We start from the raw sequence: 17,020 nt of genomic DNA on the forward strand, positions 1-17,020 counted from the left end.
ACACCGTGGCCTGCAGCCCGAACGCCGCGGACTCAGACCAGGTGAAAGCCGTCGTGATGCGCCTTGAATTGATCCAGCGTCACGCCCTTGAGCGTGAGCGTATCATGCGCCGCATCGGTGATGACGGTGTCGTGGCCGTTGTTGGCCGACTGCGCGGCGGCCACCATCGCGTCCACGCTGGCGAACAGCGAATGATCGAGCTCGACGATGTCCTTGTTGAGATCGAAATCGCCGATCGTGGCGCTGCCGAAATGCGGATTGAAGACGAAGGTGTCGTTACCGCCCTTGCCGAAGATCGTGACACCGCCGCCGACATTGACGAAATTGTCGTTCTGATCGGTGCCGTTGATCGTCGAGGCGCTGTTGCCGGCCAACGTGACGGTCAGTGCCTTGCTCGCAGTGCCGCCGTGGCCGTCGCTGACCTCCGCCTGATAGGTCACGGTCAGCGTGTCGCCGGGATTGAGGAAATCCAGGTTCACGTCGGCCGGATGATACGTCCAGTGCAGGACATCGGCACCGCCATCGGATGTCGCGCTGTCGAAGGTGATCGCGTGGGCATCGGCCAGCGCCTGGACATGGGCATTCGAGGGCAGGCTGAGAGAGCCATTGTATTTGATCACGCCATTGTCGTGCACCGAAGCGGTCAGCGTGTCGCCGACATCCTTGTCGAGCACCGTCAAGGTGCCGGACATGTCGCTCGCCGATTTCACCGGCTGATCGGCGATGGTGCCCGCCGAGACGTTGTCGAGCTCGAACGCATTCTGGCTGCTGGCGAGCACCACCTTGTTGAACGGCGACAGCCCGAGAAACTCGACATAGCCGTTCGAGGCCAGCGACGCCTGCCCGCCATTGGCGAGCAGCGGCGCGACGTCGCTGCCCGAGTAGGACGCCACCAGCTTGTTGCCGTTGTAGAACGAGATGCTGTTGTAGCTGTCGACCGACCCCCAATACAGCCCGAAGCTGTTCTTGACGCTGTCGAAGGTGATCGTCTCCTGGGCTTGGCTGCCGATGCTGAGATAGTTGGTCTTGTCCGCCCCGTCGACCATGTAGGGCGCCGCGGATACCGGCGACGAGCCGTGCACGATTCCCGCATTGCCGGAGGCCGTGAACGTCGCGTGCAGCGCCTGGCTGTAGAAGCTGCCGTGGCCGCGTCCATTGTCGGAGATCGCGCCTTCCGACACGTGATCGAACGTCTCGGTGGGCATGCCCTCCGTATTCGTTTTGGCGGAGCTCGCCAGCACCCTCGCCTGCTCTGCCAAGATGACAGTCTGGACCGGCGGGTTCGTCTCACCGGTGATGACGGGCGCATCCTCGGCACCATTGACGGTGATGGTGACGGGCACCTCGGCCACGCCGCCATGGCCGTCATCGATGGCAACCATGTAGGTCAGCGTCACATGCTGGCCGACGCCGAGGTAGTCGAACGCCTTGTCGCCAGCAGCGAAGCTCCAGGCCTGCGACCCCGCACCCTTGCCGGATTCGGTGAGCGCGCCGAGCGACAGCCAGCTCTTGAGCACGGACATGTCCGACGGCAGGCCGCCGTCGTTACCCGAGGTCGCGACGTCGCCGATCACCTTCAGGACATGCGTGTCGGTGATATCAGCGTCCGTGAAAGTGATGGTGCCGCTCGCGGTGTCGGGCAGGTCCGATCCTGACTTGGCCGTGCGCTCCGCGATGACGGCCGCCTGCGCATCGCTCGTCACGACCGGCAGATCGTTGGCGCCCGTGATGGTGACGACGATCGTCGACGTCGCGGTCCCGCCTTCATGATGATCGTCGAGCGTCACCGTGGTGGTGACCTTGATGGTCTGCCCGGCGCCAAGAAAATCGAGCTTGCCGTCGGCGATGGCATAGGTCCAGCCGACCTTGCCATTGTTGGCATTGCCGCCCTGGCTCAGTTGCAGCGCCTGCTCGAACGCGGCGATCTGCTCCGGCGTGAGCTGGCTGGACAAGTCGGTGTGCCCATCGGCCGCGACCCATGTCACGCTCTGCGCATGAGGCAGGATCGACGCTGTCGGGCGATCGGTAAGGTCAACGTCGCTGAAATGAATGGTCCCGGTGACGCTTTGCAGATCAGACGAGCCCGTCTGAGCCCCCGTTTCGGTCAACGCACCCGGCTTGCCGGGATCTGTAACCACCGGCACGTCGTCCTTGGCCGTCACCGTGATCAACGTCCCGCCATTGGCGTCTTTGCTGCCGGCGAAATGCAAGTCGCTGAAATCGCCGACGAGGGTCAGAGCGATGCTGTGCCCTTCACCGTCGATCACGGTGAGCACGCCCGTTTCGGCATCATAGGACGCCGTCGTCGCGTCACTCCATTTGATCGTCTGGAGATCGATCTTGTCGTCTGCTCCGAGGCCGGCGAGTTTGGCGGAGAAGCTGGCGCCGTCGATGACGATCTCGCTGCTGCCTTCGCTGCTGAAGTCGATGACCTGGTCGACGTGGCGATCGACGGTCAGCGTCGCGCCGGCATCGACCTTGATCAGTCCCGAGCCGGTGACATCGCCGTTGATCTCGAACGTCCCGGCCGTGATCTCGATCGTGCCGTCGTTGTAGATCGTTCCGCTGAGTCCACTCGTGCCGCTCGCCGTGATCGCCCCATAGATATAGAGCTTGCCATCACCGCTCACCGTGGTGCCGGCGAGATCGAGGATCGCGCCGAGATCGACGGTCATTTTGCCGACGTTGGCGACCTCCATGCCCGCCAAGGTCACCACGTCATGGCCGGCAATCTCCAGCGTGCCGGCGATCCGGATTTCCAACGTGCCGCCGGTGAGAGTCGTGCTCCCATCGAGCACCAGGGTCGATGCCACCGGAACCACACCGTCCTCATCGATGATGATCTGACCATCGGTGTTATCGATGGTGACATTGTCGAAGGTGGTCGCCGCCTCGGTCTCGACATGCACGATGCCGTGGTTGATGAGATCGCCGCCGGTGATCGTGCTGTGCTCGATCAGCAGCAGCGCGGCTTCGTCCACCTGGACCGTGCCGAAATTGTCGACGGTGACGCCGACCAGGTTGGCGCTCTCCTCTGCGGCGACCTCGAGCCTCGACCCGTCGCCGATCGTGACGTCGACGCCGGTCAACGACGCGCCACCCTGGACGGTGAGGATGGCCGTCATCTCCGCGAGCGGACCGGTCTCGCCGATCAATAGCGCGCCGCCCGCGACGGCGCTGCCGTCGATCGTGCTGTCGCCATCGACGGAGACCGTCCCGTCGTTGCTGATAGCGCCGCCGGCGATGCTCGTGCCGGACAGAGACAACGCGCTGCTCACCGCAATAGTGATCGCGGCGGCGCTCGCATTCGTGATCGTCTCGTCTTCGAACGTATTGCCGCTGCCGGACACGGCGACGATGCCGGAATTGTCGAGCGTGCCGCCGATCAGCGCGGCTGCGCCGGTCAGGGCGACGGTTCCACCGGACTCATTGGTCAGCGTGCCGCCGCTGATGCGCGCCTGCGAGAGGGTCAGCGTCGCGCCGTCTTCGACCGTGATCGTACCGTCGGTATTGTCGACGCTGGTGTCGTCGTCGAGCGCGAGCGCGCCATCCGGCTTGATGTCGATCACGCCGGCGTTCGTGACGATCTCATTCGAGATGGCATTTCCGGCACCAGACACATCGATCGTACCGAAATTGGTCAGTTCGCCATTGCTGATCTCGGCCCCGTCTTTCAGGGCGAGCAGGCCGTTGGCTTGCGGTGGCGTCTGCCCACCTTCGTCCAGCGTGCCGATATTCTGAACGATCGGCACGCCATCGATCAGGATGGTGCCGCCGTCGATGCTGCCGCCGTCGAGTGTCAGGGTGGCGCCCAGGTCGACCCTGATCAAGCCGGAGCTGTCCTGATCGGCATTCGCGACGTTGCCATGCACAGTCAGCGTGCCAGCCGACAGCTCGACCGTCCCGGTGTTGATGATGCTGGCCGCAGCCCCGAATACGCCGCCGCCATCCAGCACCACAGCGCCGGCATTGTGCAGCTCGCTCCGGTCCAGCATCTGCGCCGAACCATTCACCGTAATCGTGGCGCCCGAGAAGTTAACGATGCGAGAGTCGGCCTTGGCCGTCAGCGCGCCGCCGATCGTCAGCAAGCCGTGATTGTCGAGTTCGGGGACGGCGCCGCCGCCAAAGTCATTCAGCGTGACCGATTTGGCGGAGGCGTAGGCGCCGTCATCGATCCTCACCGGGAAGGCCGGCGTCAGGCCGTGCAGCTGATCGGTGATAATGATGACGTCATCATCGGCGGTCGGAGCCAGACCGGTTGCCCAGTTCGCGCCGTCGCTCCACAGATGAACCTGCCCGCCGCTGCTCTCGCCAGGCTGCGTCGTGGCAATCCAGACCACCGCCGGATCGTCGGTGCCGGTGATCGTGACCGTGACCGTCTGCGTCGATGTCGCGCCTTGCGAGTCCGTCACGGTCACCGTGTAGGTGAGCGTCAGCGTCTGGCCTGCGGGGATGAAATCCGCGACATAGACCGGCAGGCTGGCGAAGCTCCAATTGATCTTGCCGGTGCCGCTCCCGGTGCTGTCGGAGGCCAGTGATGCCGTCAGCGCCTGTTCGAACAGCGCCAGTGGGGCCGGCGGAATGCTGCCGCCGCCTTCCAGAACCGCGCCGGTCAGCTTGGCCGAGACGGCATGGCTGTCGGTGAGGTCGACATCCTTGAAGGTCAGCGTGCCCGAGGTCGGATCGTCCGAGGTCAGCGGCCCGCCGGGCACGCTGGTGCCGCCCTCGAACGCGATCGTCTGCACGGTTGCGACGATCTCGGGCTTGTCATTGGTGCCCGTCACCGTGATCGTGATCGGCACCACGGTGAATTCATTGGACGGCGCGAAATTGTTGTCGACGCGTACGAGGTAGGTCAGCGTGAGCGTCTCGCCTGCCGCGAGAAAGTCGAAGTAGTTGTCGGGAACGCTGTAGGTCAGCGTCGCCGTGCCATAGTTCTTGTTGTTCGGATCGGGCGTGACCGCGATCTTCACGGCCGTCGCCATGACGTCCTGCAGTTGCAGGGCGTTCAACGAGCCCGTGACATCAGTCTGCTGCGCACTCTTGTAGGCATAGGACTTGAAGCTCACCGACACCGTCGGCCGGTCGATGCCGTTGATGTCGACGAAATTGATGCGGCTGAGAACGGTGTCGAGATCGGTGCCGTTCCCGGTCTGACCGGCACGCTCCATCAATCCGAAGGCCGTCGTCAGCCGGCCGCCGGCATCGAGAATCCTGACGTCCGGCGGACCTGGGATGTGCGACGGCTGCTCGCCGGTCTGGCCAGTCCCGGTCGTCGGGCCGGTGTCGTCGACCACGCGAACCACCGGCGTTGCGCTGGTGCCGTTGGGCAAGGTCAGCGGCGTCAGCGTCTGCGGCACCCCGATATCGGTGAAGTGGGTGTTCGACTTCGGATTGGTGTTGTCGGTGAACTTGATCGAGAAGACGTCGTTGATGAGCTTCTGGATGTCCGGCGTGAGCGGGACAGCGCTCTGATTCACGATTCCGTTGCTGATCTGGATCTGCTGTCCGGCCTGATTCACCACAGCGATCGGCTGCAGCGTCGTCTTGTCGAACAGGACGTAGGAGCCGGTGTGGCCATCGGGCTCGACCAGCACCTGGAACTTGGCATCGGGCAGACTGCCCTGCCCCGGCACTGTGAAATCGATCTCGACCAGCACCGCCGTGCCGCGAATGCCCATGGTCGCCACGGGCGTGTCGACCTTCATGTCGCCGTGCTTGGCGGTCTCGCCGGCCACGAACGAGATCGTGCCGGCGACGAGGCTGATCAGCGAGGAATTGTTCGACCCATTGGGGTCGTACACCATCTCATTCAGCACCATCCGCGCATTGGACGACAGGCCGAACACGGTGCCGTCGATGAAGGTGATGCCGAGCGTCGAATCCGATCCGGACTGGACGACGTCGCCCTTCTCGACGTTGTCGCCGTTGTGCAGGAGAATCGAAACGCCGTTGCGGATGACCGTCGCGGTGCCCTGCAGCTTGGTCACATGGCCGATGACCTTGCTCACGCTCGCAGCCGCCCCGGCCTGGCTGACCTGCACCGCGCCGGAGAGCGCATTGACGAGGTCGCCGGTCAGATGCGCACCATAGGGTGACGCCAGGGGCGCCCGTTTCTCGCCCTTGAAATAGTCGGGCAGCACCATCTCGCGCCCATCGGACGAGAGGATCAGATCGAGGCCGGACCGCTTGAAATCGGCGTTGAACAGAAAATGCGCGTCCGGAACGACGATCGCGTCCGTCGGCGCATGGGCGTGCGGCGCCTCCAGCCGCACGTGACCGTGCGAGGAGGCGCCTCGGCCGTCGGAGAAAAGCGCGGCGTCAGAATTGCCAGCGTAATTCACGGGGCCACCGACTATGGTTAATGAATACATAAGAATGAGTGTTCAAGGCGTGCATATCACTGGCAAGTGTCTGGCGGAACCACCTTCAGCTTGTGCTTCAGGTGGCCAAAAACGGCGGCTTCCGCGGGATCGCTACGATGTTGTCGAGTTTCTGCCCTCTTTACAGCTGGCTCCGGGCGGAATCGGCCAAGTCAAAATTCATGTCTCTCCAGAAAATAGAAGTAATTCCAAGTATTCATAGACCAGCCAATACCTTTGCCGACACCGACATCCGCACCGGCTTACCCCTGACAACGGATTTCAAGTGCAGGACTGTGGGTGGGAGAACAAGAATCGACGAATTGCATCAATTTGGCGGGAGCGGCGGCCGAGTTCAAAGCACAACTTCACCGCGAACCCTTCCGATCTTCGCGACCATCGCTCAGCTTTCGCTAGGATTTGTCGCATCGGAGCAACACAACGTTCAGCGTAAATCCTGCGATTTGATCGCCCGCGTGCCGGTTTTAAGCAGAGGCCAAGCCTCCACATCCATGCTGACCGCCAACAAGCATCCGGTTCCGTCAGGCGCTGCATCGCGCCGACCGAGATCCGGGCACGGGGCGTCACATGAATTTTCTCGCGCTGATGCGCGCATCGCTGGCGGCCGCGGCCGCCAGCGCCGCCATGTGGATCGGCAGTCCGGCGAGCGCCGGTCCTGCCGCGCGGCCATTGGGGCTCGCCGCCATCGATGATGCGGAGCCTTTCGCCCTGCCGCGGGTCGTCCTCGACGCCGGCGCGTTGCGCGACAAGTGGCTGGCGCTCGCGCGCAAGCTCGAGGACGAGCGCGTGCAGCTTGCGCTGTGCGATGGCGACCGCGAGCGCTGCGTTTCCCCCGCCGCCCTCAGCCTGCTCACGATCATCGATCAGGGCCGTCTCCGCGAGGGGCGGGCACGGCTCGGCCAGATCAATCGCGCGATCAACCTGGCCATCCGCCCCGCCAGCGACCTCGCTCAATATGGCCAGATGGATGTCTGGGCCTCTCCTCTTGTGACGTTCGAGCACCGGGCCGGCGACTGTGAGGACTACGCGATCGCCAAGTTCGTCGCGCTTCAGATGGCCGGCATTGCCGCCGACGATCTGCGGATCGTGATCCTGCACGACGTCGTCCGCGGCGAAGATCACGCCATCGCGGCCGCGCGCCTAGACGGGCGCTGGCTCATGCTCGACAATCAGCGCATGGCAATGGTCCAGGACAGCGACGCGCGGCAGGTTCGGCCGCTGTTCGTGATCGACGAGACCGGCATCTCCCGGTATCAGGCCTTGCCGCTGATGGCAGAGGCCCGGGTGCTGTCGCCTGAGAGCACGGGTTCCGTGAACCATTGACCATCGCCCGCAGCGGTGCAGCTCTCCAATGGCGCAGGACCACGGCGGGAGCGCGGAACCGGTCGGCACCGCGGGTCCGTTCACCACGCCGCAACGAGTTGCATCCACATTGCAGACGCCAACCGAACGAGGCGATAGTGCCGTCATGATCCCAGGCAGCCCCGCCCTCGCCGTGCGAGGACTGACGAAATGTTTCGAGCGGCCGGCGGTCGATGCGCTCGACCTCGTGGTGCGCTCGGGTGAATTCTACGCACTGGTCGGCCCGAACGGCGCCGGCAAGACGACCACGCTGCGCATGGTCGCGGGCCTGCTGCGGCCGGATGCCGGGCGGATCGAGATCTTCGGCATCGACGCGCTGCGCGACCCGATCGCGGCCAAGCAGGTGATGGCCTGGGTCTCCGACGAGCCCATGATCTACGACAAGCTCACGCCGCTCGAATATCTCGAATTCGTCGCCGGACTGTGGGGCATCGATCCCGCGAGATCAGGTGAGGCGGCAACCGAGCTTCTGGTCTCGCTCGGGCTGGAGCCGCATCTGCACGAGCGCTGCGAAGGCTTTTCCAAGGGTATGCGCCAGAAGGTGGCGCTCGCCGGCGCGCTGATCCACGACCCGCGGCTGATCATCCTGGACGAGCCGCTGACCGGCCTGGACGCGGTGTCGGCGCGGCACGTCAAGGGCCTGCTGGCCGAGCGCGTCCGCCGCGGCGGCACGGTGATCATGACCACGCACATTCTCGAAGTCGCCGAGCGCATGGCCGACCGGATTGGCGTCATCGCCGCCGGACGCGTCGTCGCCGAGGGCACGCTCGCCGAGCTCCGCCAGCAGAACGGGCGCACCGACACCAGCCTGGAGGAGCTGTTCATCGCGCTGGTCGACGTCGAGTCCGCGGCATGACGCGGGCGGCGACGCTCGCCTGGTTCGCCCGTCACGAGCTCCGGCTCGCCTGGCGGGAATGGCTCGGCATGATCACGGCCGGCCGGCGGCGCCGCACGCGGGCCGCCATCATCGGTCTCGTGCTGTTCGGCGCCCTCATGCATCTGCCGGCCTGGGTCGTGGTCGGCCGCTACGCCGATCTCGCGCCGCCGCTCGACAAGACCGCGCTGATCGTCATCACCGCGACCATCATGCTGTCCTGGGCCTTGATGCTGTCGCAGGCGATCGAATCCGTCACCCGCGTGTTCTACGCCCGAGCCGACCTCGATCTCATCATGTCGTCGCCGGTGCGGCTGGCCGAGATCTTCTCCGTCCGGATCGCGGCGATCGCGCTCTCCGTGACCAGCATGGCGCTGCTGCTCGCGACCCCCTTCGTCGACGTGCTGCTGATCGAGGGTGGCGCGCGCTGGCTCGCGGCGTTCGTCGTGGTCGCAGCCGTCGGCCTGTCGGCGGCGGCTATCGCCATCGCCATCACGATCGTCCTGTTCCGCCTGATCGGCCCGGCGCGAACGCGGCTGGTCGCCCAGATCCTGGCGGCCGTGATCGGCGCCGGCTTCGTCATCGTGCTGCAGATCGCTGCGATCGTCTCCTATGGCACGCTGTCGCGCTTCGCCGTCCTCACCTCGGATGCCGCGGCCGCCATCGCGCCCGATCCCGACAGTCTTGTCTGGCTGCCGGCCCGAGCGGCGCTCGGCGACGGCCAGGCGCTGCTGATTCTGCTGGCCACCGGACTGCTGCTGCTCGGCGTCGTCATGATCATGTTCTCGCCGCGTTTCGCCGACACCGCGATCAGCGCCGCGGCCCAGGGCGTCTCCAGCCGCGCCGGCGCACGCGTCAGGTCGTTTCGCGGCGGCTCGCGGCAGCAGGCGCTGCGGCGCAAGGAGTTCATGCTGCTGCGGCGCGATCCCTGGCTGATCTCGCAGACGCTGATGCAACTGCTCTATCTGGTGCCCCCGGCGCTGCTGCTGTGGCGCAGCTACTCGGACAGCTCGCAGGCGGTGTTCCTGATCACACCGGTCGTCGTGATGGCGGCGGGCCAGCTCGCGGGCGGCCTCGCTTGGCTCACCATCTCCGGCGAGGACGCGCCCGAACTGGTGGCGACGGCGCCGCTGCCGGGGACGCGCATCGTGCGCGCCAAGGTCGAGGTCGTGCTGATCACGATCGCGATGATCTTTGCGCCTCTCGTGCTCGCGCTCGGCTGGGTCGCGCCGGCGCAGGCGGTGGTCACAGCGGTGGCCGTGCTGGTTGCGACCGTCTCCTCCACGGCCATCCAGCTCTGGTTCCGGATCCAGGCGCGGCGCAGCCAGTTCCGGCGCCGCCAGACCTCGTCGCGGCTGGCGACCTTTGCCGAGGCCTTCTCCTCGATCGGCTGGGCGGCGACCGCGGCGCTGGCGCTCGCGCTGCCCGAGGCTGCGATCGTCTGCGGCCTGATGACCGCGGGCCTCTTGCTCGCGGCCTGGAAGCTGAGCCCGGCACGGACCTGAAGCGTTCAGCGCAGCACCTCCATCACGGCGGCGGCGAACGCCGCCGGCTCTTCCTGCGGCAAATTGTGGCCGGCCCGAGGGATCACGCGATGGCCGATCCGGTTGCTGAACTTCGCAGCATGCGCCTGGCCGTCCGTCGCCGGGATCACGCCGTCGGCGTCGCCATCGAGCGTGATCGTGGGCACCGCGATGACAGGCAGGCTCGCCAGCCGCTGCTCGATGTCCTGATAGCGCGGGTCCCCCTCGGCCAGCCCGTAGCGATGCCGATAGCTGTGGATCACGACATCGACGTGATCGGGATTGTCGAACGCCTCCGCCGCGCGCGCGAAGGTCGCATCGTCGAAGCGCCAGTGCGGTGACCATTGCTGCCACAGCAGCCGTGCAATTTCGGCGCGGTGGGCCGCGAGCCCGGCCCGTCCGCGCTCGGTCTGGAAGTACCATTGATACCAGAACGCGAACTCGCGCGGCACCGGCGCCGGCTCCAGCGCCCGCGCGATGTCCTGGATCAGATAGCCGTTCACGGAGACCAGGCCCGTGCAGCGCTCGGGCCACAGCGCCGCGCCGACGCAAGCCGCGCGGCCACCCCAATCATAGCCGGCGAACACCGCGCGCGGGATCGCCAGCGCATCCATCAGCGCGATCAGGTCGGCGCCGACCGCGGCCTGCTGGCCCGAGCGCGGCGTCGATGCGTCGCGGAAACGAGTGGGTCCATAGCCGCGCAGATAGGGCACGACGACGCGGCAGCCTTGTGCCGCGAGCCGCGGCGCGACCTCGACATAGGCGTGGATATCGTAGGGATAGCCGTGCAGCAGGATGACGGTGGGACCGTCGGCCGGCCCGCTCTCGAAATAGGCAATGCGGAGCACGCCTGCGTCGATCTCCCGTAGCGGCTGCAACACCTGATCCGTCATGCCATCCTCCCGCATCGCGCCGCGCTCTCGAGCCGGGCGTTGCGCCGAGGATAGTTCTGATCGCAATTCCTCGCTACACTCGCACGCGCTGTTGAAGGGGAACTGCCATGCTGCGCTCGCTGGTCTCGCTGCTTGCCGTCCTGGTCGCATTCGCATCGCCCGCGGTGGCGCAATCGGGGCCGCGCACCAGCGAGTGCCTGGCGATGGCCGGCGGCCCGCCGCGCGCCGTGCCGGTCAGCCTGCGCCGGACGGCGGCGGCCGGCAACGAGGTGACAATCACCTATGCCGGCCACTCGACCTACTTCATCGACACGCCGATGGGCATCCGCATCGCCACCGACTACAGCGGCGCCTATCAGGTCGGGCGGCTGCCCGACGTCATCACCATGAACCGGGCGCATTCGACGCACTACACGCTGGCGCCCGATCCGCGCATCCCGCACGTGCTGCATGGCTGGGGCGACGACGGCAAGCCGGCCCAGATCTACGAGCGGATCGGCGACGTGCTGATCCGCAACATTACCACCGACATCCGCCGCTATTTCGGAGATTCCATCGGCATCGACATGATCAAGGACGGCAACTCGATCTTCATCTTCGAGGTTGCCGGCCTGTGCATCGGCCATCTCGGCCATCTGCACGTCAAGCTGGACGAGACGCATTTCGCCGCGATCGGCCGGCTCGACGTGGTGATGGTGCCGATCGACGGCACCTACACGATGTCGCTCGACGGCATCTCCGAGATCACCAAGCGTCTGCGCGCCTCGGTGGTGCTGCCGATGCACCGCTTCGCGACGCCGCTCGACGAGTTCATGCGCAAGATCGGCCAGCAGTTCGAGATCGACCGGCGCGGCGAGCGGACGTTGAAGATGTCGCGCGAGCTGCTGCCGTCGATGCCGACGGTGATCATCCTCGACGGCGTCTAGGCGCCCGCGAGGCTGGTGCCGCGACGGCCTTCCGGCGTCAGGAACATGCGCTTGAGCTTGTTGATCACGCGCACCGCGAGGCCGAGCACATAGGGCTGCGTCTTCAGGCAGAAGGCCAGCTTCTTGACGTGGCCCTCGACATGCCATTTGGCATGCGCGCCGTCGCGGAAGAAGATCACGTCGCCCGGCCCATAGCGCTTCGCCGGGAGCCCATCGCTCTCCAGCGTGATCGCGCCTTCGAGGATCAGGATGGTCTCGTCGAAATCGTAATACCAGTTGAACTTGCCCTCGGTGCAATGCCAGACGATGGTCGAGCCCAGCCCGTCGCTGCTGCGCGCGATGGTGCAGGAGGTCGCGGTCGGATTGCCCTCGATGATCCAGGATGGCTCGATCGGAGCGGGCGCCAGGTCGACGGTGAGATTGGCGGTTTCGATCAAGGACGGCGACATCTTGGACCTCAAATGCATGGGACTGAAATGACCGGGCGAACGCCGGCATGAGCCTGCGAGCGTAGCCGGTTGCACCTAATGGCTGCTTTCCGCAGTCGTTAAGATTTGAACCAATCGCCGCGACCAGCCGTCGCATCACAACCACGCCAGCGCTATAAACTTCACGCGAACGCCGCAATTTGTTCGCGGCCTCGCCAAACCTGCTGATCTACTGTTTAGCCGCACTGCAAGATGCGGACAGGCGCCCCTCCGGTCGCCCTGCCCATCCTGAGTTGTGCCGTCACCTTTAGAGATTTGCCGCCTTCGCAGAGATAAGGATTTCCCAGGATGCGCCGACTGAGCCTCGCCTTCGCCCTCACGCTGTCTGCCGCCACCCTTGCAACCACCGGCGTCGTCATGGCGGGCGAAACGCCCGCCCCCGAGAATGCCAAGGCCTACTTCATCAACCTCAAGGACGGCGACACCGTCTCCTCGCCGGTGCTGATCCGCTTCGGCCTGTCCGGCATGGGCGTCGCGCCGTCCGGCACCGAGGCTCCCAACACCGGCCACCACCATCTGCTGATCGACGCGCCCGCGCTCGAGGGCGATGCGCTCAACGAGGCGATCCCGGTCGATGCCGGCCACGTGCATTTCGGGAAGGGCCAGACCGAAGCCTCGGTCAATCTCACGCCGGGCAAGCACACCTTGCAGCTCGTGCTCGGCGACTGGAGCCACATCCCGCACAACAAGCCGGTCATGTCGGAACGGATCACGATCGACGTGCAGGCCACCACCGGCAGCGCCAAGCAGTAGGACCGTTCGACCGACGACGACCCCGCCGCGAGCATCGCTCGCGGCCCGCTTCGGGCCGGTGCACGCGTGGCGCCGGCCCGTCATGCGTCAGGCCCACTCGTCCTTCAAGCCCACTCGCCCTTGCGGAACACCGGCACGCGGCGGCCGTCTTCATGGAGGCCGTCGATGTCGGTGTCGGCCGCGCCGATCATCCAGTCGATGTGGATCAGGCTCTGGTTGCCGCCCTGGGCGGCGATCTGCTGCGGCGACAGCGACGTTCCGTTGACGAAGCACTTCGAGTAGCACTGGCCGAGCGCGATGTGCGAGGCGGCGTTCTCGTCGAACAGCGTGTTGTAGAACAACAGGCCGCTCTTGGAGATCGGCGAGGAGTGCGGCACCAGCGCGACTTCGCCGAGCCGACGCGCGCCCTCGTCGGTGTCGAGCACCTTGTTCAGCACTTCCTCGCCCTTCGAGGCCTTGGCCTCGACGATGCGGCCCTCCTCGAACTTCACCTGGATGTTGTCGATCAGCGTGCCCTGATAGGACAGCGGCTTGGAGCTGACGACGTGACCCGACACGCGACGGCAATGCGGCGTCGTGAACACTTCCTCGGTCGGGATGTTGGCATTGCAGGTGATGCCGTTCTTGGCGGTCGAGGCGCCGCCCTCCCATTCATGGCCGTCGGCGAGACCGATCGTCAGGTCCATGCCGGGTCCGGTGTAATGCAGCGCACTGAAGCGCTGGCCGTTGAGCCATTCGGTGCGCTCGCGCAGCACCGCGTTGTGCCGCTCCCAGGCCGACACCGCATCCTCGCGATCGACGCGCGACGCCGCGAAGATCGCGTCCGCGAGCTTCGCCACCGCGACCTCTTCCGGGACATCCGGGAAGACCAGCTTGGCCCAGGAGAGGCTCGGATAGGCAATGATGTTCCAGTTGGTCTCGAAATTCGTGATCTTCTCCAGCGCCGGCTGATAGGCCTTGGAGTTGGCCTTGCTGGCGCGCGCCACCTTGGCCGGATCCTGGCCGGACAGCAGCATCGGATTGTCGCCGACGATGGCGAGCCGCGCGGTGTTCTCCGAGAACGCCTTGGCCATGCCCTGATAGAGCCAGTCCGCGGCGCGATCAAAGCTGTTGTCATGTCCGAAACGGTAGCGCGCCAAGGTCAGCTCCTCGTCGGAGAAGAACGAGGTCACGATGCCCGCGCCGGCCTTGTAGGCGTGCTCGGCGACCTTGCGCACCAGCGGCAGCGCCACCGACGGCGCGGTCAGCAGCAGATCCTGACCGGGCCGAAGCTGCAAGCCGACCTTCACCGCGACCTCAGCCAGGCGGTCGAGCTTCACGGGATCGATGGCGGCATCGAAGTTGCTGAAATGTGCGGTCATCAGGAGGGTCCAGTTCCGTTTCTTTGCAGTGTTGAAGAAATAGGCCAAACGGTCGGGCGGTCAATGGCGAACGGGGGCGACTCCGGCATCGCCTCTCCGCCCTTGTCGCCGCCGAGCATGGCGCTGACAACTGCCGTGAAGGCGTTCGGAGACATGGCTGACACCTCAAAACGGCCCTGTGGGTCCGCACCCGTCGCTTTCCAAAGCTGAGCCGCGGGCTCGGAGCCGCTCTCCCTCGGAGGGCAGGGCTATCACATATGGCGATCGAGGTTTTGCGCTTACCTCTCTCCGCGTCATCATGCTGAGAACGACGTGGATGCCCGGGCAAGGCGGGCATGACGGAGTAACTAACCTGCAGAATCGTTCGTCGCGATGGCCCTGTATCTCCATATGCGATAGCCCTGCCCTGGAGGGGGAGGGTCGGCACTGAGCCAGTGGCGCGTCGTGATCAACAATTTTGAGCGGCATATGGGGATGTGCGTCCATGGCCTCGCGGCGCCCCAGGCGTCCGAGTGATACAGTGGTCTCACCCTCTTCAAACGAAAGGGTGCAGGGAAGGCCGGACCTCGACTGAGGCCCGTGGCCCGCCTGCTCAAAAAAATGCAGGCGGCAGGTACCACAGGTCCAGCCGGATGATCCGGCCCTCCCTGCGCGATGGCTTTACGGCTGCTTCGCGTTCTCCCCGGTGCGCCGGGCTTTTTGGTCACCGTCACCCACGCGGCGCCATTGGCGCCAACGCAGGCTTGATACTGGCATCGGAGTATCAGGACCACGCGACTTGACCGTGCGAGCCGATGTTGTTCGTCCGCGCGAATGACCACGCTGCAAACCGGCCCGCCCATCACATCCCGCCTCCACGTGTCGTGACGACCGCGATACGCCCCTCGTCGATGAGGCGGGACAGCGACAAACAATCATGATTTTCCGAAAACGCCAAGCAGGATATTTTTTCTGCCGGGACTGGACAGCCCAAATCAGCCTGAACCTGCTCGTGAAATCAGTCTCCAGACGCAGCAGCGATCGAACGGATCAGGGGCTGGAACGAGCTTGTTCATCTCAGCGCGAGGGCATGAGTCGCCCGACGGGCGGCGTTCTCGATCGCGTCAGTCGTCGACGCGCAGCCCACCACCATCAACGTACCAGTCGGCGCGTGACGCCCAGTGCGCGTGGCGATCGGGAACGGTGCCGAGCGGCTCATCGAAGCCGCCGGCAGGAATGATCGCTTCTCGGCCGCTGCGCGTCAGATGCGGCACCGGACTGCCGCACGTGCTGCAGAAGGCCGTGGCGAAGCTGCGCGCCTGCGGCAGGTCGAACCGCGTGACGTTCGTCTCGCCGCCCAGCCAGCGCAGCGCCGCCGCCTTGACGACGACCTCACAGGAGTGCGCCGCGCCGCTGGCCTTGCGACAGCGCGAGCAATGGCAATTGAGGAATTTGTCGAACGGCCCATCGACCTCGAAGCCGACCCGGCCGCAGAGGCAACTGCCGCGGAACGTGGTCATGACGATCTCCTATGAGTGCGCTGGAATGTCCAAGAGCGCCGCACGCGTGGAGGATGTTACTTATACCGACTGCATCCTTGCAGCTATCAGGACGACTGAAGGCCCGCCTCGGTCGCCGCATTGTTAGTAGGTAGCATGGTCTTCCCACGCGGAACACTCGACTGTTTGTGAGTCATCCTCGACATCGAGAGTCAATCACTCCTGATGAATTGGAACCGGGATGACCGGACAGCGCTGTCGCGCAAATGCATGGCTCACAGGGGATTCGGTCACTTTGAGGACATGTTTAGAGGTTGATTGGCGCGCGGCAGGGGGGATTTCACAGCGTACAGGAGTCCTCCAAATGTACCGCGTTGTTATTGTCGTCGCCGCATTGCTGGCTCTCTCCGTTCAAGCCGAGGCGCGTCCTCGTCACCATCATCATCACTACTCTTACCGTCACCATCACTCCGTCATGGACGCCATGGCCTCGATCCCCGGCGAGGGCCGCGTTGTCGGTGGCCGGCCGTCGGGATGCCCGCATGCCTTCTGTGGCTGCGAAGCGTCGCTCTATACGTTCGGCCGGGTCATTCCCGAGTTGAATCTCGCATCCAACTGGCGTCGCTTTCCACGTGCGGCTCCCGCACCGGGCATGGCTGCGGTCCGCTCCGGCCACGTCATGATCCTGCAGCAGCAGGTTGCGGGCAACATCTGGTATGTGCATGACGGCAATTCCGGCGGTCACGTCACCCGCGAGCATCCGCGCTCGATTGCCGGCTACACGATCGTGAACCCGACTGGCGGTTCCACGATGTTCGGCGCAGCGGCGCGTGTCACGCGCGAAGCCCGTGCGCCGAGATATCAGCGGTTCGCCCGCAATGCACGGACCGACGGCTGGATGGCCAGCGCGGCGCCGATGGCGTTCAACTAGGTCTCGACGCCAGCGCGCGCGGCATGCAGCGACGAAGTCGCGAGCTGC

Annotated in this window: 11 protein-coding genes; 6 read left to right on the plus strand and 5 right to left on the minus strand. The window is 65.3% G+C overall.

Annotation, left to right across the window (positions count from 1 at the left end; all coding sequences use genetic code 11):
- Positions 1-32 precede the first annotated feature (32 nt).
- Entirely contained in the window at positions 33-6,344 is a 6,312-nt protein-coding gene (locus QX128_RS30975; RefSeq protein ID WP_316239424.1) for a VCBS domain-containing protein, read from the minus strand.
- Positions 6,345-6,950: 606 nt separating this feature from the next.
- Here QX128_RS30975 and QX128_RS30980 point away from each other — a divergent pair.
- The 3 genes from QX128_RS30980 (at position 6,951) to QX128_RS30990 (ending at position 10,124) form a co-directional block, all read left to right on the plus strand.
- Positions 6,951-7,706: a transglutaminase-like cysteine peptidase gene (locus tag QX128_RS30980; protein ID WP_316239425.1), complete on the plus strand. Its 756-nt coding sequence runs from the start codon at positions 6,951-6,953 to the stop codon at positions 7,704-7,706.
- A 145-nt stretch (positions 7,707-7,851) separates the two neighbouring features.
- On the plus strand, positions 7,852-8,601 hold the full coding sequence (locus QX128_RS30985; RefSeq protein ID WP_316182836.1) for an ABC transporter ATP-binding protein: 750 nt from the start codon (positions 7,852-7,854) through the stop codon (positions 8,599-8,601).
- Positions 8,598-10,124, plus strand: coding sequence for a permease (locus QX128_RS30990; RefSeq protein ID WP_315805228.1), 1,527 nt, complete (start codon positions 8,598-8,600; stop codon positions 10,122-10,124). The genes QX128_RS30985 and QX128_RS30990 overlap by 4 nt, the downstream gene beginning before the upstream one ends.
- 5 nt (positions 10,125-10,129) lie before the next feature.
- Here the strand turns inward: QX128_RS30990 and QX128_RS30995 are convergent, their stop codons facing one another.
- Positions 10,130-11,035 carry an alpha/beta hydrolase gene (locus QX128_RS30995; RefSeq protein ID WP_316239426.1) on the minus strand — a complete coding sequence of 302 codons (906 nt, stop codon included), beginning with the start codon at positions 11,033-11,035 and terminating at the stop codon, positions 10,130-10,132.
- A gap of 107 nt (positions 11,036-11,142) precedes the next feature.
- Here QX128_RS30995 and QX128_RS31000 point away from each other — a divergent pair, with 107 nt between their 5' ends.
- Entirely contained in the window at positions 11,143-11,961 is an 819-nt protein-coding gene (locus QX128_RS31000; protein ID WP_316239427.1) for an MBL fold metallo-hydrolase, read from the plus strand.
- Here QX128_RS31000 and QX128_RS31005 read toward each other — a convergent pair.
- Positions 11,958-12,410 (minus strand): cupin domain-containing protein, encoded by a 453-nt coding sequence (locus tag QX128_RS31005; protein ID WP_315805231.1) that lies wholly within the window; start codon positions 12,408-12,410, stop codon positions 11,958-11,960. The genes QX128_RS31000 and QX128_RS31005 overlap by 4 nt on opposite strands.
- 327 nt (positions 12,411-12,737) lie before the next feature.
- On the opposite strand from QX128_RS31005, the gene QX128_RS31010 reads away from it, so the two are divergent.
- Positions 12,738-13,202 (plus strand): DUF4399 domain-containing protein, encoded by a 465-nt coding sequence (locus QX128_RS31010; RefSeq protein WP_315805232.1) that lies wholly within the window; start codon positions 12,738-12,740, stop codon positions 13,200-13,202.
- Between the two features lie 104 nt (positions 13,203-13,306).
- Here the strand turns inward: QX128_RS31010 and QX128_RS31015 are convergent, their stop codons facing one another.
- Entirely contained in the window at positions 13,307-14,563 is a 1,257-nt protein-coding gene (locus tag QX128_RS31015) for an aminopeptidase (RefSeq protein ID WP_316239428.1), read from the minus strand.
- Positions 14,564-15,666: 1,103 nt separating this feature from the next.
- Positions 15,667-16,062 (minus strand): GFA family protein, encoded by a 396-nt coding sequence (locus QX128_RS31020; protein WP_316239429.1) that lies wholly within the window; start codon positions 16,060-16,062, stop codon positions 15,667-15,669.
- A 343-nt stretch (positions 16,063-16,405) separates the two neighbouring features.
- Between QX128_RS31020 and QX128_RS31025 the strand changes: the two genes are divergently transcribed.
- Positions 16,406-16,972 carry a hypothetical protein gene (locus QX128_RS31025; protein ID WP_316182830.1) on the plus strand — a complete coding sequence of 189 codons (567 nt, stop codon included), beginning with the start codon at positions 16,406-16,408 and terminating at the stop codon, positions 16,970-16,972.
- Positions 16,973-17,020: the final 48 nt, after the last annotated feature.

It is taken from the genome of Bradyrhizobium sp. SZCCHNR1015 (assembly GCF_032489875.1).
GTDB lineage: Bacteria > Pseudomonadota > Alphaproteobacteria > Rhizobiales > Xanthobacteraceae > Bradyrhizobium.

What these genes read in the sequence shown, in the direction of transcription:
- QX128_RS30980 (WP_316239425.1), top strand. Translation starts at nt 6,951, where the DNA reads ATGAATTTTCTCGCGCTGATGCGCGCATCGCTGGCGGCCGCGGCCGCC.
- QX128_RS30985 (WP_316182836.1), top strand. Translation starts at nt 7,852, where the DNA reads ATGATCCCAGGCAGCCCCGCCCTCGCCGTGCGAGGACTGACGAAATGT.
- QX128_RS30990 (WP_315805228.1), top strand. Translation starts at nt 8,598, where the DNA reads ATGACGCGGGCGGCGACGCTCGCCTGGTTCGCCCGTCACGAGCTCCGG.
- QX128_RS30995 (WP_316239426.1), bottom strand. Translation starts at nt 11,035, where the DNA reads ATGACGGATCAGGTGTTGCAGCCGCTACGGGAGATCGACGCAGGCGTG.
- QX128_RS31000 (WP_316239427.1), top strand. Translation starts at nt 11,143, where the DNA reads ATGCTGCGCTCGCTGGTCTCGCTGCTTGCCGTCCTGGTCGCATTCGCA.
- QX128_RS31005 (WP_315805231.1), bottom strand. Translation starts at nt 12,410, where the DNA reads ATGTCGCCGTCCTTGATCGAAACCGCCAATCTCACCGTCGACCTGGCG.
- QX128_RS31010 (WP_315805232.1), top strand. Translation starts at nt 12,738, where the DNA reads ATGCGCCGACTGAGCCTCGCCTTCGCCCTCACGCTGTCTGCCGCCACC.
- QX128_RS31015 (WP_316239428.1), bottom strand. Translation starts at nt 14,563, where the DNA reads ATGACCGCACATTTCAGCAACTTCGATGCCGCCATCGATCCCGTGAAG.
- QX128_RS31020 (WP_316239429.1), bottom strand. Translation starts at nt 16,062, where the DNA reads ATGACCACGTTCCGCGGCAGTTGCCTCTGCGGCCGGGTCGGCTTCGAG.
- QX128_RS31025 (WP_316182830.1), top strand. Translation starts at nt 16,406, where the DNA reads ATGTACCGCGTTGTTATTGTCGTCGCCGCATTGCTGGCTCTCTCCGTT.